A 15,926-nucleotide genomic window follows, 5' to 3' on the forward strand; every position below is an offset into this window, starting at 1 on the left:
CTTTTTTACCCATAAGCTGATAACTTCATTTGAAGCATGGACTTTATAGTCCACTTGTGGCCGGATAGCTCAGTTGGTAGAGCAGAGGATTGAAAATCCTCGTGTCGGCGGTTCGATTCCGTCTCCGGCCACCACTCTTTGCTGGGGTATAGCCAAGCGGTAAGGCACCGGTTTTTGGTATCGGCACTCCCAGGTTCGAATCCTGGTACCCCAGCCATATTTATTTTCAAAGCTGCTTTCCAAAGCATTGCCGGTATAGCTCAGTCGGTAGAGCAACTGACTTGTAATCAGTAGGTCCCGGGTTCGACTCCTGGTGCCGGCACCATTTCTTCAATCTGCATCACTTAATATCTCAGTCTGAATCAAAGGCCTGCACCTGCGTCAATTTCAATCCTGCGACTCTATACCCGAACTCAAAATCAGTAATGATACTCCGTCATATTTTAGCATTCTTCCGCGCTTAGCTTTCTTAATTTTCAAAGCACACCTCCTTTAGTGCACGCCATACAAAGCAAAAAGTCTGGGCGTAAAAAAGCCCGGCACGATGATAATCACGCCAGGCTCTCTCAACCCAAAGCGGCTCTGCTTAACAGAGAAAATAAGGCAATTACCGTCAGAATACCTCACCAGGGGTCAACTCAAACACACGCTCTTCAATTTCTAAGTTGATCTCGCTACCCTGAGCCTTCGCCTCTTCGTTCTGCTCCTCGAGGAAACTGATAGCGCCGTTTTCCTCATTAGCTCCCTGATCTACAACAATCTCAACCCGGCGATTTTTTGCCCGGCTCTCCCGGTTATCATTCGCCACCAAAGGCTTGGTATCGGCAAAGCCAATGACTTTCATTCGGGAAGATTCCACCAAGCCATCCAACTCTAACTCAAATGCCACAGAAGATGCACGGGCGGAAGACAGATCCCAGTTCGAACGGAAACGATCCGTATTGATCGGAATATCATCTGTATGACCTTCAATCGTAATCTTACCCGGTGTAGCGGCGAGCGCCTGCCGGATCTTATCCATCACTAGCTCAAACTGCTCTGAGAGCACCGCACTACCCGGTGAAAAAGAACCCTTTTCCTCAACGCGAATAATAATATTGCGCTTACGGGACTCAACCTGAATTTTACCCTCTTCAATCTCTTCCTTTAAAATTCTGGCGATCGCCTCAGCATCAGCTTGCGTCTGCTGCTCTTCTTTTATGGTCTCAACACTTTCGGTACGAAGATTTGACTCCAGTTCCGTCGTTTTCTGCTGAATAATCTCCAGAGGATTAGGTTCAGGCTTGCCCGGGCTGTAGTTTTCCAGAACAGCACTTGTTCCCATGGGAATATCGTTAGCCTGTATCTGTCGCTGAATACCGTAGGCCTTGGATAGCTCACCAGCCAGACGCTTAAACTTAGTGACATCCATCTCAGAGAAAGAGAGCAGAAGCACAAAGAAACACATCAAAAGAGACATCAGATCTGCAAAGGTCATTACCCAGGCGGCCGCCGGTGGCGGGCAATCACACTCTTCTACATCATCACTCATACTGAAATCCTGAAATAGCGAACACTTTCACTCTTAGGTCAAAACTGAACCACAGAGGACAACAATCCTGTTTTATTCCTGAGCGGGTTGCTCGAAGGTAGCATCATCACGCACACCAGCAGGCAAATAAGTACGCAGCATATCCTCAATAACCCGCGGATTCTGACCAGACTGAATCGCCAAAAGAGCATCAACAATAATCGACTGTATCTGAGCTTCCTCTGTCATACGCAGGGTTAATTTATCAGCGATCGGAATAGCTATCATGGTCGCCAGCATCGCACCGTAGAGCGTTGTTAAAAGCGCAACCGCCATAGCCGGGCCAATAGATTTAGGATCATCCATGTTGGACAACATCTGAACCAGACCGATCAGGGTGCCTATCATCCCCATGGCCGGGCCGACATCACCGATAGAGGTAAAAACCTTCGCCCCCCATTTGTGTCGCTCAAGCGTCATGGCCCGATCTTTGGTCAGCATCGTCCGAACAACCTCCCGATCCTGGCCATCCACCAACAGCTGCATACCATTTTTCAGGTATTTGTTATCAACCTCTTTATCTTCCAGCGCCAAAAGGCCGCCCTTACGGGCTACCTGAGCCACGTCCACCAGAACACCAATAATTTCTTCTGGTGACTCAAGCTTGAAAGCAAAAGCCTTGACCGCGACTTTTATGGCTCCCAGAAACTGACCGAGACTATATTTCGCCAACACAACAAACAGAGAACCACCAATAACAATCAGAATGGAAGGTATGTTGACAAAAATGATAGGGTCACCACCAAGAATCATTGCCATAGCAACGATACCAATAGCGCCGATAATACCAAGCAGGGTAGCTATATCCACAGAGAACTCCTTGGTTCCTTGAAAGTGTAGTTGACGGCTCTAACAAAGAGATAGTACATAACTCAGACTAGCGCAGTCTTTGTAACATTATGCAACTTTTAGATTCCTGCGCGTATAATAGCGACTTTTCCTCATGGGTTGAATGGCTTTAAAGCATGAGATTACAGGTAAGGGCCTGAACAGCGAACCTATTCGCATTTCAATGATACCGTTAAATTAACAACCTTTTGATTTAATTAGAGTTTATAATTCTGTGCTTATTCATATTTTTTCCGCTATTGAACCAATGGATATTCTCCGGTAACGTCTGCCGGTTTGCGTATAGCGGTACAGATTGGAGGTTTCGTGATGGCTCAGCCCAAAGCAAAAGACTTTGCGGGTAAAATGGCTGAATTAGAGCAACTTGTTGCTCAGCTGGAAGCTGGGGAGCTATCTCTGGAAGAATCGCTGAAAGCGTTTGAAGGCGGCATCCGCCTGATTCGGGACTGTCAGAACAAACTGACCCAGGCTGAACAGAAAGTCAGCCAGCTGATTGAAGACAATGGTCAGCTTACCGAAGTACCTTTGTCGCCACCTACCTCAACGGAATAAAAGTTTAACGTGAGCATCCAAGATCAACTTAAGCCCCTGATGGAGCGCTCTGATCGACAGCTCGATCAGATACTATCCGCATCTTCTACTGCCTCCGGTCGTTTACTGGAGGCTATGCGCTACTCTGTATTTAACGGTGGTAAACGCTTTCGCCCTGTTCTCGCTTACGCTGCCTGTCAAGCAATCACAGGCCGGGTTGAATCTGCAGATGCTTCTGCTGCTGCTGTCGAGCTGATACACGCTTACTCCCTGGTTCATGATGATCTTCCCGCAATGGATGACGACGATCTCAGACGGGGCCAGCCAACCTGTCATATTAAATTTGATGAAGCTACGGCAATTCTTGCCGGGGATGCCCTGCAGACTTCAGCGTTCAGCGCGCTGCTGAACCACCCCACACCTGAACACCTGCCTCAACTGTTATCGGAACTAACTGCAGCCAGCGGCGCTATGGGTATGGTTGCCGGACAAATGATCGACCTGTCCGCAGTCGGTCATGCGCTGGATGTTAACGCCCTTGAGAATATGCATCAGCACAAAACAGGGGCTCTGATTCGTGCCAGCGTCCGTATGGGGGCCATCTCCGGCGGTGCAACAGCCTTTCAGCTGAACGCCCTGACAACTTATGCAGAAGCACTGGGGCTCGCCTTTCAGGTACAGGACGACATTCTGGATGTGGAAGGTGATATCTCGACGCTGGGTAAACAAACCGGCGCGGATGCCGCACTTGATAAACCGACCTATCCCGCCCTGCTGGGACTTGGCCAAGCTAAAATGAAAGCCCGGGAACTGATTGATAAAGGGCTATCCGCTCTGGATTCTTTTGGCTCAGAAGCGGATCTGTTAAGAGAGCTGGCACGCTATGTGATTCAGCGTAATCACTAAAGCGGCCACAACACATTAAAAAGCCTATGTCTGACTACACACTGTTTCAGGAAATTCCGTTAGCCCGCCCTTCCACGCCACTGCTTGATCAGGTTGCCGTGCCGGAGGACCTACGTCAGCTGGATATCAATCAACTGCCTCAGCTGGCTAATGAGCTGCGCGAATTTTTGCTCTATTCCGTTGGTCAGACCGGCGGACACTTTGGCGCAGGCCTGGGTGTTGTCGAACTGACCCTTGCACTCCATTATGTGTTTAATACACCCGATGACCGCTTGGTCTGGGATGTAGGCCATCAGGCTTACCCCCATAAGATTCTGACAGGCCGCCGGGAAAAGATGGGTACAATCCGTCAGTATGATGGTATTGCCGCTTTTCCAAAGCGGGCTGAATCTGAATTCGATACCTTTGGCGTTGGCCACTCAAGCACCTCAATCAGCGCTGCTCTGGGAATGGCTGTCGCCGCTCGGGAACAGGGCCTTAACCGCCATGTCGCCGCTATTATTGGTGATGGCGCGATGACCGCCGGCATGGCATTTGAAGCGCTTTCCCATGCGGCCCATGTTGATGCCAACCTGTTAGTGATTCTGAATGACAACGAGATGTCGATCTCAGAAAATGTCGGTGGGTTTGCGACTTATTTAGCCAAAATACTCTCCAGTAAAGCCTATACCCGCATGCGTGAGGGCAGTAAGAAGGTGCTGTCTAAACTACCCATGGCCTGGGAGCTTGCCCGCAAGACTGAAGAGCATATGAAAGGCATGATCTCTCCAAGCACCTTATTTGAAGAGATGGGCTTTCACTATATCGGCCCAATTGACGGCCATGATGTGCACTCACTGGTCAATACACTGAATAACATCAAAGACCTTAGTGGCCCTCAGTTTCTGCACGTCATTACCCGCAAAGGTAAGCGTTTTGCACCTGCTGAAGCAGACCCCATCGGCTACCATGCCATTACCAAGATGGAAAAAGAGCACAAGTCTGAAGCCAAAGAACCTGTAGTCAAGCCATTACCTAAACCTAAATATTCCAACATCTTTGGCCAATGGCTGTGCGATATGGCGGCGCAGGATGACCGCCTGATCGGAATTACACCAGCGATGCGGGAAGGCTCGGACCTTATCCGTTTTTCCAAAGAATATCCTGACCGTTATTTTGATGTTGCTATTGCGGAACAGCATGCGGTAACCCTAGCGGCAGGTATGGCCTGTGACGGAATGAAGCCCGTTGTAGCAATCTATTCTACTTTTCTGCAACGGGGCTATGACCAACTGGTACATGATGTGGCGGTTCAGAACCTGGATGTCCTGTTTGCAATTGATCGTGCAGGGCTGGTAGGGGAAGACGGCCCAACCCACCACGGCACACTGGATCTGAGCTTCCTGCGCTGTGTACCCGGCCTGGTCATCATGGCTCCGGCGGATGAGAATGAAACCCGTCAGATGCTTTACACCGGTTACCAACATAACGGGCCAGCGGCAGTTCGCTACCCCAGGGGTACCGGTCCGGGTGTTGAGATTCAGACTGAGATGACCACTCTGCCAATCGGTCAGGCTGAAAAACGCCTGCAAGGGCACCTCAGGACAAAGAGCCCGAAAGTCGTTCTGATGGCTTTTGGTTCCATGGTCGCCCCGGCACAGGAGGTTGCGGAGAAAAACGGTTTCGGCCTGATCAACATGCGCTTTGTGAAACCTCTGGATCATAATGCCATTCTTGAAGCAGCCAAAGAGTATGATCTGCTGGTGACCCTTGAGGAGAATGTGATTGCCGGCGGAGCAGGCAGCGGCATAGCAGAGCTTCTTATGCAGAACGCCGTTGTTAAACCTGTCCTCCACCTTGGCTTGCCGGATCGCTGGGTCGATCAGGGCAGTCCTCAGCAACTGCTGAGCGAGTGTGGCCTTGATGCCTCTGGTATCGAAGCCAGCATTGAAAGCTACCTGGCTAAGCTAACAGCTTAACGCAGCCTTCACCCCGGCCGGAACATAAAAAAGGATGCTCGCGGGCATCCTTTTTTATTGCACACCACCGAGCCTGACGTTTAATGATCTGTAGGCTTAGTGCGATTAATATCCACATCATCCGCCTGGGTAAAGCTATCCAGATCCATCATATGTCCAAGCTTACCGGCCTTCGTTGCCAGATAACCTTCATTGTGCGGGTTCATACCGGTCTGAATAGCCACCCGCTCAGATACCTCAACGCCGTAATCAGCCAGCGCGTTCACCTTGCGAGGGTTATTGGTCATCAGACGAACCTTGTCTACGCCTAGATGAGCCAGCATCGGCTGGCACATGCTGTATTCACGCATATCAGCACCAAAACCCAGCTGTTCATTGGCTTCAACGGTATCAGCACCGGCATCCTGAAGATGATAAGCCCGAATCTTATTCAGCAGCCCAATGCCTCGTCCCTCCTGACGCAGATACAACAGCACTCCGCGCCCTTCGGCGGCGATGCGCTTGAGAGCTTCCTGTAGCTGATAGCCGCAATCGCAGCGCATACTGAACAGTGCATCTCCGGTCAGGCACTCCGAATGAACACGAGCCAGCACCGGTAAGCCGTCAGAAAAATCTCCCATGGCCAGCGCCACATGGTCTTTACCTGTTTCCGGGTCTTCAAAGCCGTGCATAGAAAATACTCCCCACGGGGTGGGCAGCTTGGAGGATGCGATAAATGTTACGGACACGGTTCACCTCTACCGGATATCAGAAGGGCAACTATTCTAGCAGCGAGTTGACATTTGTCATCCTTTCAGCAACTTAAAACAGTGTTAACCCAAAACTCGACCTAAGTGCTATTGCTCAATTTTACCTGCAGGAACTTTGACTTTTATGCTAGCGGGAGGAGCGGTCTCCGGTACAATAGGCACAAACACTCCGGCAGCGGGAACGCACTTTCCGCAAGCCGATGTCATACGTCTAAACCGGTTTATGAGATCATGACTGAACTGAAAAACGATCGTTTCCTTCGCGCTCTGCAGCGCCAGCCTGTCGATGTAACCCCTGTCTGGATGATGCGCCAGGCTGGCCGCTACCTGCCAGAATACAAAGCAACCCGCGCCCAGGCCGGCAGCTTTATGGATCTCTGCCGCAATGCAGACCTGGCCTGCGAAGTGACCATTCAACCTCTGGAACGTTTCGATCTGGATGCCGCGATTCTGTTTTCCGACATCCTGACTATCCCGGATGCGATGGATCTGGGTCTCTATTTTGAAGAAGGCGAAGGCCCTAAGTTCAAAAAAACCGTTCGTACTCAAGCCGATGTTGACGCACTACCCATCCCGGATGCCAACAAGGATCTCGGTTATGTGATGAATGCGGTAAAAACCATTCGCAACGAGCTGAACGGACGTGTACCTCTGATCGGTTTCTCCGGCAGTCCCTGGACACTGGCAACCTATATGGTTGAAGGCGGATCCAGCAAAGAGTTCCGTCATATCAAAGGCATGCTATACGGTCAGCCGGATACGCTGCACCAGCTACTGGACAAATTAGCTGAGTCTGTCACCAGCTACCTGAATGCCCAGATTCTGGCCGGTGCTCAAGCGGTACAGATCTTTGATACCTGGGGCGGTGCACTGAGTACGCCTGCGTATCTGGAGTTCTCCCTGAAATATATGGAACAGATCGTACATGGCCTGATCCGCGAGCATGAAGGTCGCAAGATTCCGGTTATTCTGTTCACTAAGAATGGTGGTCAGTGGATTGAGCATATTGCAGCGGCTGGTGCTGATGCGATCGGCCTAGACTGGACCACAGAGATGGGCGCTGCCCGTGCCCGCACCAAAGGCCGTGTTGCCCTACAGGGAAATATGGATCCGAATGTACTGTTTGGTTCACCTGCCGGTATCAAGGCTGAAGTTGCCCGTATTCTGGACAGCTACGGTTATGGTAATGGTCATATTTTCAACCTAGGTCATGGCATCAACCAGTTTGCCAACCCTGAGCACGCAAAAGTATTTGTTGATGCGGTACATGAGTTAAGCGCACGCTATCATCAATAAATAGGCTATCCCTGCTTCGGCAGGGCTATAGTGTTTCTTTTTTTCAATCCGGGGCAGATCCGGTAAGGACGTTATATGGGCACAGATACACGTTCACAATCAACGCCACATCAGGATCTGCAACCAGAGCAGGACCACGCTTCCCTGCGCGATCCAGAGCTACAATTACAGCTGGAGACCCGGGAACGTCTGGTTCGACTTGAAGAAGAAAACCGCCATCTGCGGGAGAAAGTCACCGATCTGAACGACAAACACAAGCGCCTGCGTTGCGACCTTGATGAGAAACACACAATCAGTCAGCAACAACTCAGTGACAGAGCAGGCAAGCTCAGCAGCCGGATTGATACCTTAAGCCGCAGGCTTGATCGTCTCTTCGGCTTCTGGATGATATCCACCATGCTGCTGATGCTATTTGTAATCGCAGTCATGTTCAGAGCCGGACACTGATCACGCACTCATCAGTCAAATGCTAATATCGAAAAAGCCGCGAATTATCGCGGCTTTTCCGGTTTATAGCGAAATAACAGCATGCATAATTACTGTTCTTTCGGGATACGCCCCATCAGGTAAAACTCAGGATTTGGCGGTGTGTTGGTCAGGCTGACCAAGCGATTCGACAGGCCAAAGAAACCGGTAATAGAACCAATATCCCATATATCATCCTGACTGAACCCCACAGACTGCAGCTTCTGTTCCCAGTCATCATTCAGCTCACCCACATCCTGCGAAATATAAAGCGCAAAATCCAGCATCACTCTTTCCCGTTCGCTGATATCTGCTGTTTTGTGGTTAATGGCTACCTGATCCGCCACCAGAGGATTCTTACTGTAGATCCGCAAAATAGCGCCATGGGCCACAACACAATACAGACACTGGTTGCGCGAGCTGGTCGCCACCACAATCATCTCTTTTTCCGATGGCGTCAGGGTATCAGACTCCCGCTCCATCAAAGCATCGTGATAATCAAAAAATGCACGAGCTTCCAATGGACGATGCGCCAGCATCAGAAACACATTCGGTACAAAACCTGCTTTTTCCTGCACAGCCAAGATGCGTTCTTTCAGGTCATCCGGTAGATGATCAATAGTTTCAGGGACAGGGAAGCGACTTAGGAACTGAGCCATATATTTCTCCTTACTCATAATTGAGTTTTATTGTTATCACATCATGATACCTGCTTACTTCTCAGGCCATACTTATATTTGTATGACAAATAGCTTAATCAAGCTGATACTGATAAACAAGTCAAAGGATGACCCAAAGGTCAGTAACCCGTTAGCGGTCACTCTTCTGATAGTTATAACTGATAATAAAGCGATAAAAATTGATGCCGTTGTTATCGCGATACATGTAGTTATTTGAGTAGTGACGCACCCCAAAATCCCACTGCCATCGGGGTGAAAAGTACCCCCCAACCCCTGTGTACTCAGTAAACTGAAGGCTTCCGCCCAAGCGCTTTTCCCCGATCACATCGTTGGCCAGAAAACTGAGACCTAATGACGTATCAACATAGCTAATCCATTTATTATCCGCGAAGTTCCAGCGAAACCCCTGAATCAGGTCAATAGTGTTGTTTGATGAATCATGGGATAACTTTTCGCCCTCCAGCTGCCACATCGTGTAGCTGAACTGTTTATAACTACTTAGCCAAAAATCATCGGAGAACCGGTAGCCCATTTCCTGGTTCCAGCGCAGTGTGATCTCATTGGAAATAACATCATCGGACGGGCCGGTGCCAATAGCGAACGCATCGGCACCGGCAACGTTAGAAGCCGCAACAGCACCAATCCAAACAGGAATCCCTAAACGCCAGACAGACGACGGAGGCTCAGCTGCAAAAGAGACGTTAGCGGTGAGGGTAAAAAAGATCAGCAGCAACAGCTGCTTTAACACCTTAAAGGTATGAAGCATGAGGAATAGACCATAGGTTCGTCATCTGAAAACATGGGTCATGCTAATAAAAACGGGGGCTTAATGCCCCCATTTTTATTGATCGCATCAATCAGGCTACAGTTTTAAGAGCCTGATCCAGATCAGCCAGCAGGTCATCAATATGCTCAATACCGATGGACAAGCGCACCATATCGGCGGAAACACCTGCCGACAATAGTTCCTCATCGTTCAGCTGGCGGTGAGTCGTAGCAGCAGGAATAGCCGCACAACTTTTCGCATCACCAATATTCACCAAACGTAAAATCAGCTGCAGGGCATCATAGAATTTAGCGCCCGCCTCACGACCACCCTTAATGCCAAAGCTCAGAATACCGGAGGCTTTGCCTCCCATATATTTTTCAGCCAGTGCATTGTCTTTATGGTCCGCAAGACCGGCATATTTCACCCAGCTAACCTGGTTATGATTCTGCAGGAACTCGGCCACTTTCTGAGTATTATCACAGACGCGCTCAACACGCAGGGACAATGTTTCCAGACCTTGTAGCAGGTTCCATGCACTCTGAGCAGAAAGTGCAGCCCCCATATTACGTAGCGGCACAACACGAGCACGGGCGATAAAAGCAGCCTCACCCACATCACGGGTATAGCTAACGCCGTGGTAGGAAACATCCGGCTCATTCAACAGAGGGAAGCGGTCTGCGTGCTCCGCCCAGGGGAATTTACCGGAATCAACAATAACACCGCCCAATGTCGTTCCGTGACCGCCGATATATTTTGTCGCCGAATGAACAACAATATCAGCACCGTGCTCAATAGGCCGCCAAAGGAAAGGCGTAGCAACGGTATTATCCACGATAACCGGCAAACCGTGTTTATGGGCGATCTCTGCCAGCTTAGCAATATCAACAACCCCTCCGGAAGGGTTACCAATGGACTCACAATAAACTGCACGGGTCTTATCATCGATCAGCGCTTCAATGCCTGCAAAGTCATCTTTATCAGCAAAACGCACTTCAATGCCTTGGCGAGGCAGGGTGTGAGCAAACAGGTTATAAGTACCACCATAAAGCTCACTGATAGACACGATGTTGTCACCGGTTGATGCAATCGTCTGAATCGCATAAGTGATTGCCGCCATACCAGTACTTACCGCAAGCCCTGCAATACCACCCTCAAGTGCGGCAACACGCTGCTCCAATACATCGCAGGTCGGATTCATAATCCGTGAATAGATGTTACCCGTTACCTTCAGATCGAACAGATCTGCGGCATGCTGGGCATCATCAAAAGAGAAGGAGGTTGTCTGGTGAATCGGCACAGCAACTGCATTTTGGTTATCAGCAGCATAGCCGTGGTGCAGGGCGATGGTTTCACGTTTCATAGGGTCGTTAGCTCCGTCCGTTGTATGATTTATTCTCTGTTTTATATGCCTATACGACACGAAAAACAATACACTTATAGCCTAAAGGAATTAAGAGTTGTCATCAGATCCGTATCTCTTCTCTTATTTCCATTGCAGCCATTAAAAAATTTATTATCAGGCAGCCTATCCAAAGTCCCGCTATTGGTACACCCCATCGAGCCTGGTAAATACCTGAGAATATCTACAACCTACCCAATATACTGTATATTTGAACACATACTAAAAGCTGGATCGTCAAAAAAGGCATCACCATGGCAAAAGCAAAAACCGGTTTTGTTTGCATTGATTGCGGTGCAGACTACCAAAAATGGCAGGGGCAGTGCAGCCAGTGCGGTCAATGGAATACAGTTCAGGAGGTGCGATTAGCACCGGCTAATAGCCGTAAAACCGCTAACTCCAGCAGTGGGCGTAGTGGCTACGCCGGAGCAGCAGATGGTCAAATTCAGGACCTGTCCGAGGTCAACCTACAGGAGCTGCCTCGCTTCAGCAGCACCATCAGCGAGTTCGACAGGGTTCTGGGTGGAGGTATGGTTCCCGGATCGGCTATTTTGATCGGCGGCCACCCCGGTGCAGGTAAATCGACCCTGCTATTGCAGGTGCTATGCCAGCTATCTCAGCAGATGCCCGCACTCTATATTACCGGCGAAGAATCTCTGCAGCAGGTAGCCATGCGGGCCCAGCGCCTCAACCTGCCGGTTCAAGGGCTTAAGATGCTGCCTGAAACCAGCGTGGAAGCCATTCTGAATACCGCAGAACAGATGAAACCCAAAATCCTGGTTGTTGACTCAATTCAGGTAGTGCATCTGGATGATATTCAATCCGCCCCCGGTAGTGTCAGTCAGGTCAGAGAGTGCGCAGCAGCCCTGACCCGATTCGCCAAGCAGACCGGCACCGTTTTACTCTTGGTAGGTCACGTAACGAAAGACGGCTCGCTGGCAGGGCCTAAAGTTCTGGAGCATATGATTGATGCCTCCTTACTGCTGGAGGGCTCAGAAGACAGCCGTTTCCGGACTCTAAGGGGTCAGAAAAACCGCTTTGGCGCAGTCAATGAATTGGGTGTTTTTGCCATGCTGGAAAATGGCCTCAAAGAGGTTAAAAATCCCAGTTCGATCTTCCTGAGCAGGGAGGAAGAAGAGGCTCCAGGCAGTGTGGTCATGGTGATATGGGAAGGCACACGTCCTCTCTTGGTCGAAATTCAGGCCTTGGTGGATGAGTCTCATATGGCAAATCCACGCCGCATCAGTGTGGGTCTCGACACGAATCGAATGGCGATGTTATTAGCGGTGCTTAACAAGCATGGCGGCCTGTTTACCGGTGATCAGGATGTATTTGTTAACGTTGTTGGCGGGGTTAAAGTACTGGAAACCAGCGCTGATTTAGCGCTGTTATTAGCCGTAGTTTCCAGTCTGCGTAATCAACCACTGCCCCATGATCTGGTGATTTTTGGTGAAGTTGGCTTATCCGGTGAAATTCGCCCTGTTCCCAGTGGCCAGGAGCGGATTCGGGAAGCTGCGAAACACGGATTCAAACGTGCGATTGTGCCAAGGGCAAATAAACCTAAAGCCGCCATTGAAGGTATGGAGGTCATCGGTGTCACCAAGTTATCGGAGGCCTTAGAGGCGCTTTAGTTGCCTCTTCATGACCGTAAGATACGCCTAAACCCCCAAAGCTGGACATCCAGCTTTGGGGGTATTCTATTCACTCTTTCAAGAAGGGTGATATTCCGAAAACAGCGATCCGTTAAAAACGGATCGGTTCAAAACGATACTAAGGCAAGCCTGTCATTAATAGCTTAATACCGTAGGATGCGGAAAGCACGGCGGCAAAGCCTCCAAGGTAAAGCAGAAGGAACCATTGCCATGACTTGAGCTTAGACATTTTGGTTTTAAGGCCTTTCAATAGCATTAATACCCCTCCTGATAATCTTCCACTTTGCCTGCAAATACGCGATAACCCCAGAAAGTGTAAGCGCAAATCAGCGGGACAAAAATACAGACACCGGGTAGTAAGAAAAGCAGACTACTATCCGGCGATGCCGCAGCCATAAAGGTCAGTTGTCGAGGTAACAGGTAAGGGAAAAGTCCCACCACCAGCCCAGCAAAGCCCAGTAAAAAGATTAGCGTAACAGCCCAGAATGGACGGCTTTCGTAACGACTAGGATCCAGCGCCTGTACGCCGGCATCCTCTGTATGATCAGAAGCATGGATCTCAGTGACACGGCCAGCATGCAGATATTTCCACGCAAAAGCAGCAGCAATACAGGTTAAAACGGGCAGTGGCGACAACCATAAAAAGTTGTAGCCCGAGAACCAACGCTCACGAATTTCTACCTGGCTTACCACCGTCCAAAGGCTAACCACAACCATCGCCAGTAGCGTAATCACGAGCAGACGCGTGCCTAACTTAGCCGCATGCTTCTGAATACTCCCACGGCTTTTCATATAGAGATAACAAGCCGCTAATAGGGCGTAACCCGCCATAACCGAAAAGCCGGTCAAAATGGAAAACGGTGTCAGCCAATGTAAGCTAGACATGCTGTTTACATCCACCGGAACCCCTTGCACCAAAGAGCCAAGTAACATGCCTTGGCAAAAGGCGGCAATGGCAGAGCCTGCGCTAAAGGCCAAATCCCAATAGGGCCGGGAAGTATCCGACTTAAAGCGATATTCAAACGCCACACCCCGAAAAATAAGGGCAAACAGCATCAGCATAATCGGCAGGTAGAAAGTTGATGTGATTTCCGCATAGGCCAAAGGAAATGCAGCAAACAGAATCACACCGCCGAACACGAGCCATGTTTCATTACCATCCCAAACATGGGAGATAGAGCGCATTAAATGATCACGTTCACCGGGCTGGTCAAACCACGGGTAAAGTATGCCAATACCGAGGTCAAAACCATCGAGTAGTACATACATAAAGATGGCAAAACCTAACAGAAGAAAATAGAACAGAGCCAGATCCATTATTTATCTCCCTGCTGACGACCAGATTGATCGCTGTTTAAGTTTTTCACCCAGGCAAGAGCATATCCTGGCGCGTTCATACCTATCATTTGGCGTTCTAACTCATCCATGTTTGGCGGCCCTTTCTTAATCAGCTTGCGCATAAAGTAGAGGTAAACCCCTAGCAATAAGGTGTAGATAATGACAAACATAATAAAGGTAAAGAGCACCCGCTCCGCTGGTAGCGGCGATACGATGTCAGCGGTGCGCACAAGGTTATAAACGATCCAGGGTTGGCGTCCCACTTCAACAACATACCAACCCGCTAACACCGCAATAACACCGGTGGGCGTAAATAGAGTAACCAACGCAAGAAAGGGTTTGTTCTCAAACAGGCGATCTTTTCGACGTAGCAACAGAGCCAACAGCGCAATACCGATCATGCCAACGCCAATACCGACCATGACACGGAATGACCAAAAGACGAGGGGCACATTGGGCCGATCTTCCGGCGGAACCGCTTTCAGACCTTCCACGGCACCATCCCAAGAATGGGTCAGAATTAAACTACCCAGACCAGGAATACCCACTTCATAATCGTTCGATTCGGTTTCCATATTTGGCAGAGCGAAGAGCAACAAAGGCACATTCTCTTCTTCAGCAGGCCAAATACCCTCCATCGCAGCAAGTTTCGTCGGCTGATATTCTTTCACCGTTAAACCATGCAGATCACCAACCCATGCCTGCAATGGTGTTAAAACCAAGGCGAACCACATGCACATGGACAGGCCTTTTTTGGCTAAAGGAATATTCTTCTTTTTCAACAGATAATAAGCACTAACACCTGCCACAACAAAAGTAGCGGTAATCAAAGACGCCATGACCATATGGGTCAACCGGTATGGCATCGAAGGGTTAAAGATCACCGCCATCCAGCTTTCGACCTCAAATCTGCCTTCGATGATTTTGTAACCTGCCGGTGTTTGCATCCAGGAGTTTGCAGCGATAATCCAAAAGGCTGAAAACCAGGTACCCACCATGACAACGACCGTAGAGAAAAAGTGCAGTTTACGACCCACGCGCTGCCAGCCAAACAACATAACACCAAGAAAACCCGCTTCCATAAAGAAGGCGGTTAACACCTCATAGGCCATAAGCGGGCCTAATACGGCTCCCGTAATCTCAGAAAATTTGGAGAAGTTAGTACCAAACTCATACGACAGGACAATACCGGATACGACCCCCATACCAAAAGTGATCGCGAAGGGCTTGATCCAGAATTTGGCCAACTGCAAATAATAAGGGTTATGGGTTTTAAGCCATAGCCCTTCCCAGATCGCGATTAAGGTCGCTAAACCAATGGTGATACTGGGAAAGATAATGTGGAAGCTTACCGTAAAGGCAAACTGAAGCCGGGATAAAAGGGCGACATCGAGTTCCATAGTCATTCCAATAAGAAAAGTAGTGAAAAATCGAAAAGATTAAGACGCTTTATTTATCGTCATAACACGGACTTGTTGAATCGTCAGAGGAAGAAGTGCAAAACCCACAATGCCAAAAAGCGCGATGACTTCAGTCATAAAAAAACCGGTATTCATAATGCATGCTCCGCTAATAGATAAAAGCTTGAGTTAAATCAAAAAACTTACATATCTAAGAGCAATCACCAGGCCAAGTTTCACATTTTTTTATCTTATTGATTTAAAAGGGAAAAATTTAAATTTTGCGTCAACTGTCAAATAAGTTTACGCTTTATTCGTCTTTAGGTGTAAACAAGGGTTACAGTTTGGCGCTCTCATTGATATT

At 49.1% G+C, this 15,926-nt stretch carries 15 protein-coding genes and 3 tRNA genes; 9 read left to right on the plus strand and 9 right to left on the minus strand.

Going from position 1 to position 15,926, the window contains the following annotated elements; genetic code table 11:
- The first annotated feature begins 58 nt into the window (after nt 1-58).
- From ACN0R8_RS05405 to ACN0R8_RS05415, 3 genes are all read left to right on the plus strand, one after another.
- Nucleotides 59-134, plus strand: a tRNA-Phe gene (locus ACN0R8_RS05405).
- An 8-nt stretch (nt 135-142) separates the two neighbouring features.
- Nucleotides 143-217: transfer RNA gene (locus tag ACN0R8_RS05410), tRNA-Gln, on the plus strand.
- A gap of 32 nt (nt 218-249) precedes the next feature.
- Nucleotides 250-325, plus strand: a tRNA-Thr gene (locus tag ACN0R8_RS05415).
- Between the two features lie 288 nt (nt 326-613).
- Here ACN0R8_RS05415 and ACN0R8_RS05420 read toward each other — a convergent pair.
- Together ACN0R8_RS05420 and pomA are read right to left on the minus strand one after the other, a co-directional pair.
- Complete coding sequence (locus tag ACN0R8_RS05420) at nt 614-1,531, minus strand: MotB family protein (RefSeq protein ID WP_417595831.1); 918 nt, start codon at nt 1,529-1,531, stop codon at nt 614-616.
- Between the two features lie 72 nt (nt 1,532-1,603).
- The gene (gene pomA, locus ACN0R8_RS05425; RefSeq protein WP_417595833.1) at nt 1,604-2,380 is read right to left on the minus strand and encodes a flagellar motor protein PomA; all 777 of its coding nucleotides are present in this window, start codon (nt 2,378-2,380) and stop codon (nt 1,604-1,606) included.
- A 348-nt stretch (nt 2,381-2,728) separates the two neighbouring features.
- On the opposite strand from pomA, the gene ACN0R8_RS05430 reads away from it, so the two are divergent.
- From ACN0R8_RS05430 to dxs, 3 genes are read left to right on the plus strand one after another with little or no spacing between them, the layout of a single operon-like run.
- Nucleotides 2,729-2,971, plus strand: a complete 243-nt coding sequence (locus ACN0R8_RS05430; protein ID WP_417595835.1) for an exodeoxyribonuclease VII small subunit — start codon at nt 2,729-2,731, stop codon at nt 2,969-2,971.
- Nucleotides 2,972-2,980: 9 nt separating this feature from the next.
- On the plus strand, nt 2,981-3,856 hold the full coding sequence (gene ispA / locus ACN0R8_RS05435) for a (2E,6E)-farnesyl diphosphate synthase (protein ID WP_417595837.1): 876 nt from the start codon (nt 2,981-2,983) through the stop codon (nt 3,854-3,856).
- A gap of 26 nt (nt 3,857-3,882) precedes the next feature.
- Complete coding sequence (gene dxs / locus ACN0R8_RS05440) at nt 3,883-5,814, plus strand: 1-deoxy-D-xylulose-5-phosphate synthase (protein ID WP_417595839.1); 1,932 nt, start codon at nt 3,883-3,885, stop codon at nt 5,812-5,814.
- Nucleotides 5,815-5,894: 80 nt separating this feature from the next.
- On the opposite strand, the gene ribA is transcribed toward dxs, so the two are convergent.
- Complete coding sequence (gene ribA / locus ACN0R8_RS05445; RefSeq protein WP_417595841.1) at nt 5,895-6,542, minus strand: GTP cyclohydrolase II; 648 nt, start codon at nt 6,540-6,542, stop codon at nt 5,895-5,897.
- Between the two features lie 252 nt (nt 6,543-6,794).
- On the opposite strand from ribA, the gene hemE reads away from it, so the two are divergent.
- Nucleotides 6,795-7,859, plus strand: coding sequence for a uroporphyrinogen decarboxylase (gene hemE, locus ACN0R8_RS05450; protein WP_417595843.1), 1,065 nt, complete (start codon nt 6,795-6,797; stop codon nt 7,857-7,859).
- 75 nt (nt 7,860-7,934) lie between these two features.
- Nucleotides 7,935-8,306 (plus strand): hypothetical protein, encoded by a 372-nt coding sequence (locus ACN0R8_RS05455; protein WP_417595845.1) that lies wholly within the window; start codon nt 7,935-7,937, stop codon nt 8,304-8,306.
- An 89-nt stretch (nt 8,307-8,395) separates the two neighbouring features.
- On the opposite strand, the gene ACN0R8_RS05460 is transcribed toward ACN0R8_RS05455, so the two are convergent.
- The 3 genes from ACN0R8_RS05460 to ACN0R8_RS05470 form a co-directional block, all read right to left on the minus strand.
- A complete protein-coding gene (locus tag ACN0R8_RS05460; protein WP_417595847.1) occupies nt 8,396-8,983 on the minus strand; it encodes a peroxidase-related enzyme in 588 nt (195 codons plus the stop codon).
- A 151-nt stretch (nt 8,984-9,134) separates the two neighbouring features.
- Nucleotides 9,135-9,770: an acyloxyacyl hydrolase gene (locus ACN0R8_RS05465; protein WP_417595849.1), complete on the minus strand. Its 636-nt coding sequence runs from the start codon at nt 9,768-9,770 to the stop codon at nt 9,135-9,137.
- A 91-nt stretch (nt 9,771-9,861) separates the two neighbouring features.
- Nucleotides 9,862-11,133, minus strand: coding sequence for an O-acetylhomoserine aminocarboxypropyltransferase/cysteine synthase family protein (locus ACN0R8_RS05470; RefSeq protein WP_417595851.1), 1,272 nt, complete (start codon nt 11,131-11,133; stop codon nt 9,862-9,864).
- 293 nt (nt 11,134-11,426) lie between these two features.
- On the opposite strand from ACN0R8_RS05470, the gene radA reads away from it, so the two are divergent.
- Nucleotides 11,427-12,803, plus strand: a complete 1,377-nt coding sequence (gene radA / locus ACN0R8_RS05475; protein ID WP_417595853.1) for a DNA repair protein RadA — start codon at nt 11,427-11,429, stop codon at nt 12,801-12,803.
- A gap of 139 nt (nt 12,804-12,942) precedes the next feature.
- Here the strand turns inward: radA and ACN0R8_RS05480 are convergent, their stop codons facing one another.
- From ACN0R8_RS05480 to ACN0R8_RS05490, 3 genes are read right to left on the minus strand one after another with little or no spacing between them, the layout of a single operon-like run.
- Nucleotides 12,943-13,080 (minus strand): hypothetical protein, encoded by a 138-nt coding sequence (locus ACN0R8_RS05480; RefSeq protein ID WP_417595855.1) that lies wholly within the window; start codon nt 13,078-13,080, stop codon nt 12,943-12,945.
- On the minus strand, nt 13,080-14,141 hold the full coding sequence (cydB, locus tag ACN0R8_RS05485) for a cytochrome d ubiquinol oxidase subunit II (RefSeq protein WP_417595857.1): 1,062 nt from the start codon (nt 14,139-14,141) through the stop codon (nt 13,080-13,082). The genes ACN0R8_RS05480 and cydB overlap by 1 nt, the downstream gene beginning before the upstream one ends.
- Nucleotides 14,141-15,562 (minus strand): cytochrome ubiquinol oxidase subunit I, encoded by a 1,422-nt coding sequence (locus ACN0R8_RS05490; RefSeq protein WP_417595859.1) that lies wholly within the window; start codon nt 15,560-15,562, stop codon nt 14,141-14,143. Before ACN0R8_RS05490 ends, cydB begins: the two co-directional genes overlap by 1 nt.
- Between the last annotated feature and the right edge of the window lie 364 nt (nt 15,563-15,926).

It is taken from the genome of Oceanospirillum sp., assembly GCF_048265165.1.
In the GTDB taxonomy this organism is placed as follows: Bacteria; Pseudomonadota; Gammaproteobacteria; order Pseudomonadales; family Halomonadaceae; genus Oceanospirillum.

Excerpts from the sequence above, each read along its gene's own strand:
- ACN0R8_RS05420 (WP_417595831.1), bottom strand. The coding sequence starts at position 1,531 with ATGAGTGATGATGTAGAAGAGTGTGATTGCCCGCCACCGGCGGCCGCC.
- ACN0R8_RS05430 (WP_417595835.1), top strand. The coding sequence starts at position 2,729 with ATGGCTCAGCCCAAAGCAAAAGACTTTGCGGGTAAAATGGCTGAATTA.
- dxs (WP_417595839.1), top strand. The coding sequence starts at position 3,883 with ATGTCTGACTACACACTGTTTCAGGAAATTCCGTTAGCCCGCCCTTCC.
- hemE (WP_417595843.1), top strand. The coding sequence starts at position 6,795 with ATGACTGAACTGAAAAACGATCGTTTCCTTCGCGCTCTGCAGCGCCAG.
- ACN0R8_RS05455 (WP_417595845.1), top strand. The coding sequence starts at position 7,935 with ATGGGCACAGATACACGTTCACAATCAACGCCACATCAGGATCTGCAA.
- ACN0R8_RS05460 (WP_417595847.1), bottom strand. The coding sequence starts at position 8,983 with ATGGCTCAGTTCCTAAGTCGCTTCCCTGTCCCTGAAACTATTGATCAT.
- ACN0R8_RS05465 (WP_417595849.1), bottom strand. The coding sequence starts at position 9,770 with ATGCTTCATACCTTTAAGGTGTTAAAGCAGCTGTTGCTGCTGATCTTT.
- ACN0R8_RS05470 (WP_417595851.1), bottom strand. The coding sequence starts at position 11,133 with ATGAAACGTGAAACCATCGCCCTGCACCACGGCTATGCTGCTGATAAC.
- radA (WP_417595853.1), top strand. The coding sequence starts at position 11,427 with ATGGCAAAAGCAAAAACCGGTTTTGTTTGCATTGATTGCGGTGCAGAC.
- ACN0R8_RS05480 (WP_417595855.1), bottom strand. The coding sequence starts at position 13,080 with ATGCTATTGAAAGGCCTTAAAACCAAAATGTCTAAGCTCAAGTCATGG.
- cydB (WP_417595857.1), bottom strand. The coding sequence starts at position 14,141 with ATGGATCTGGCTCTGTTCTATTTTCTTCTGTTAGGTTTTGCCATCTTT.
- ACN0R8_RS05490 (WP_417595859.1), bottom strand. The coding sequence starts at position 15,562 with ATGGAACTCGATGTCGCCCTTTTATCCCGGCTTCAGTTTGCCTTTACG.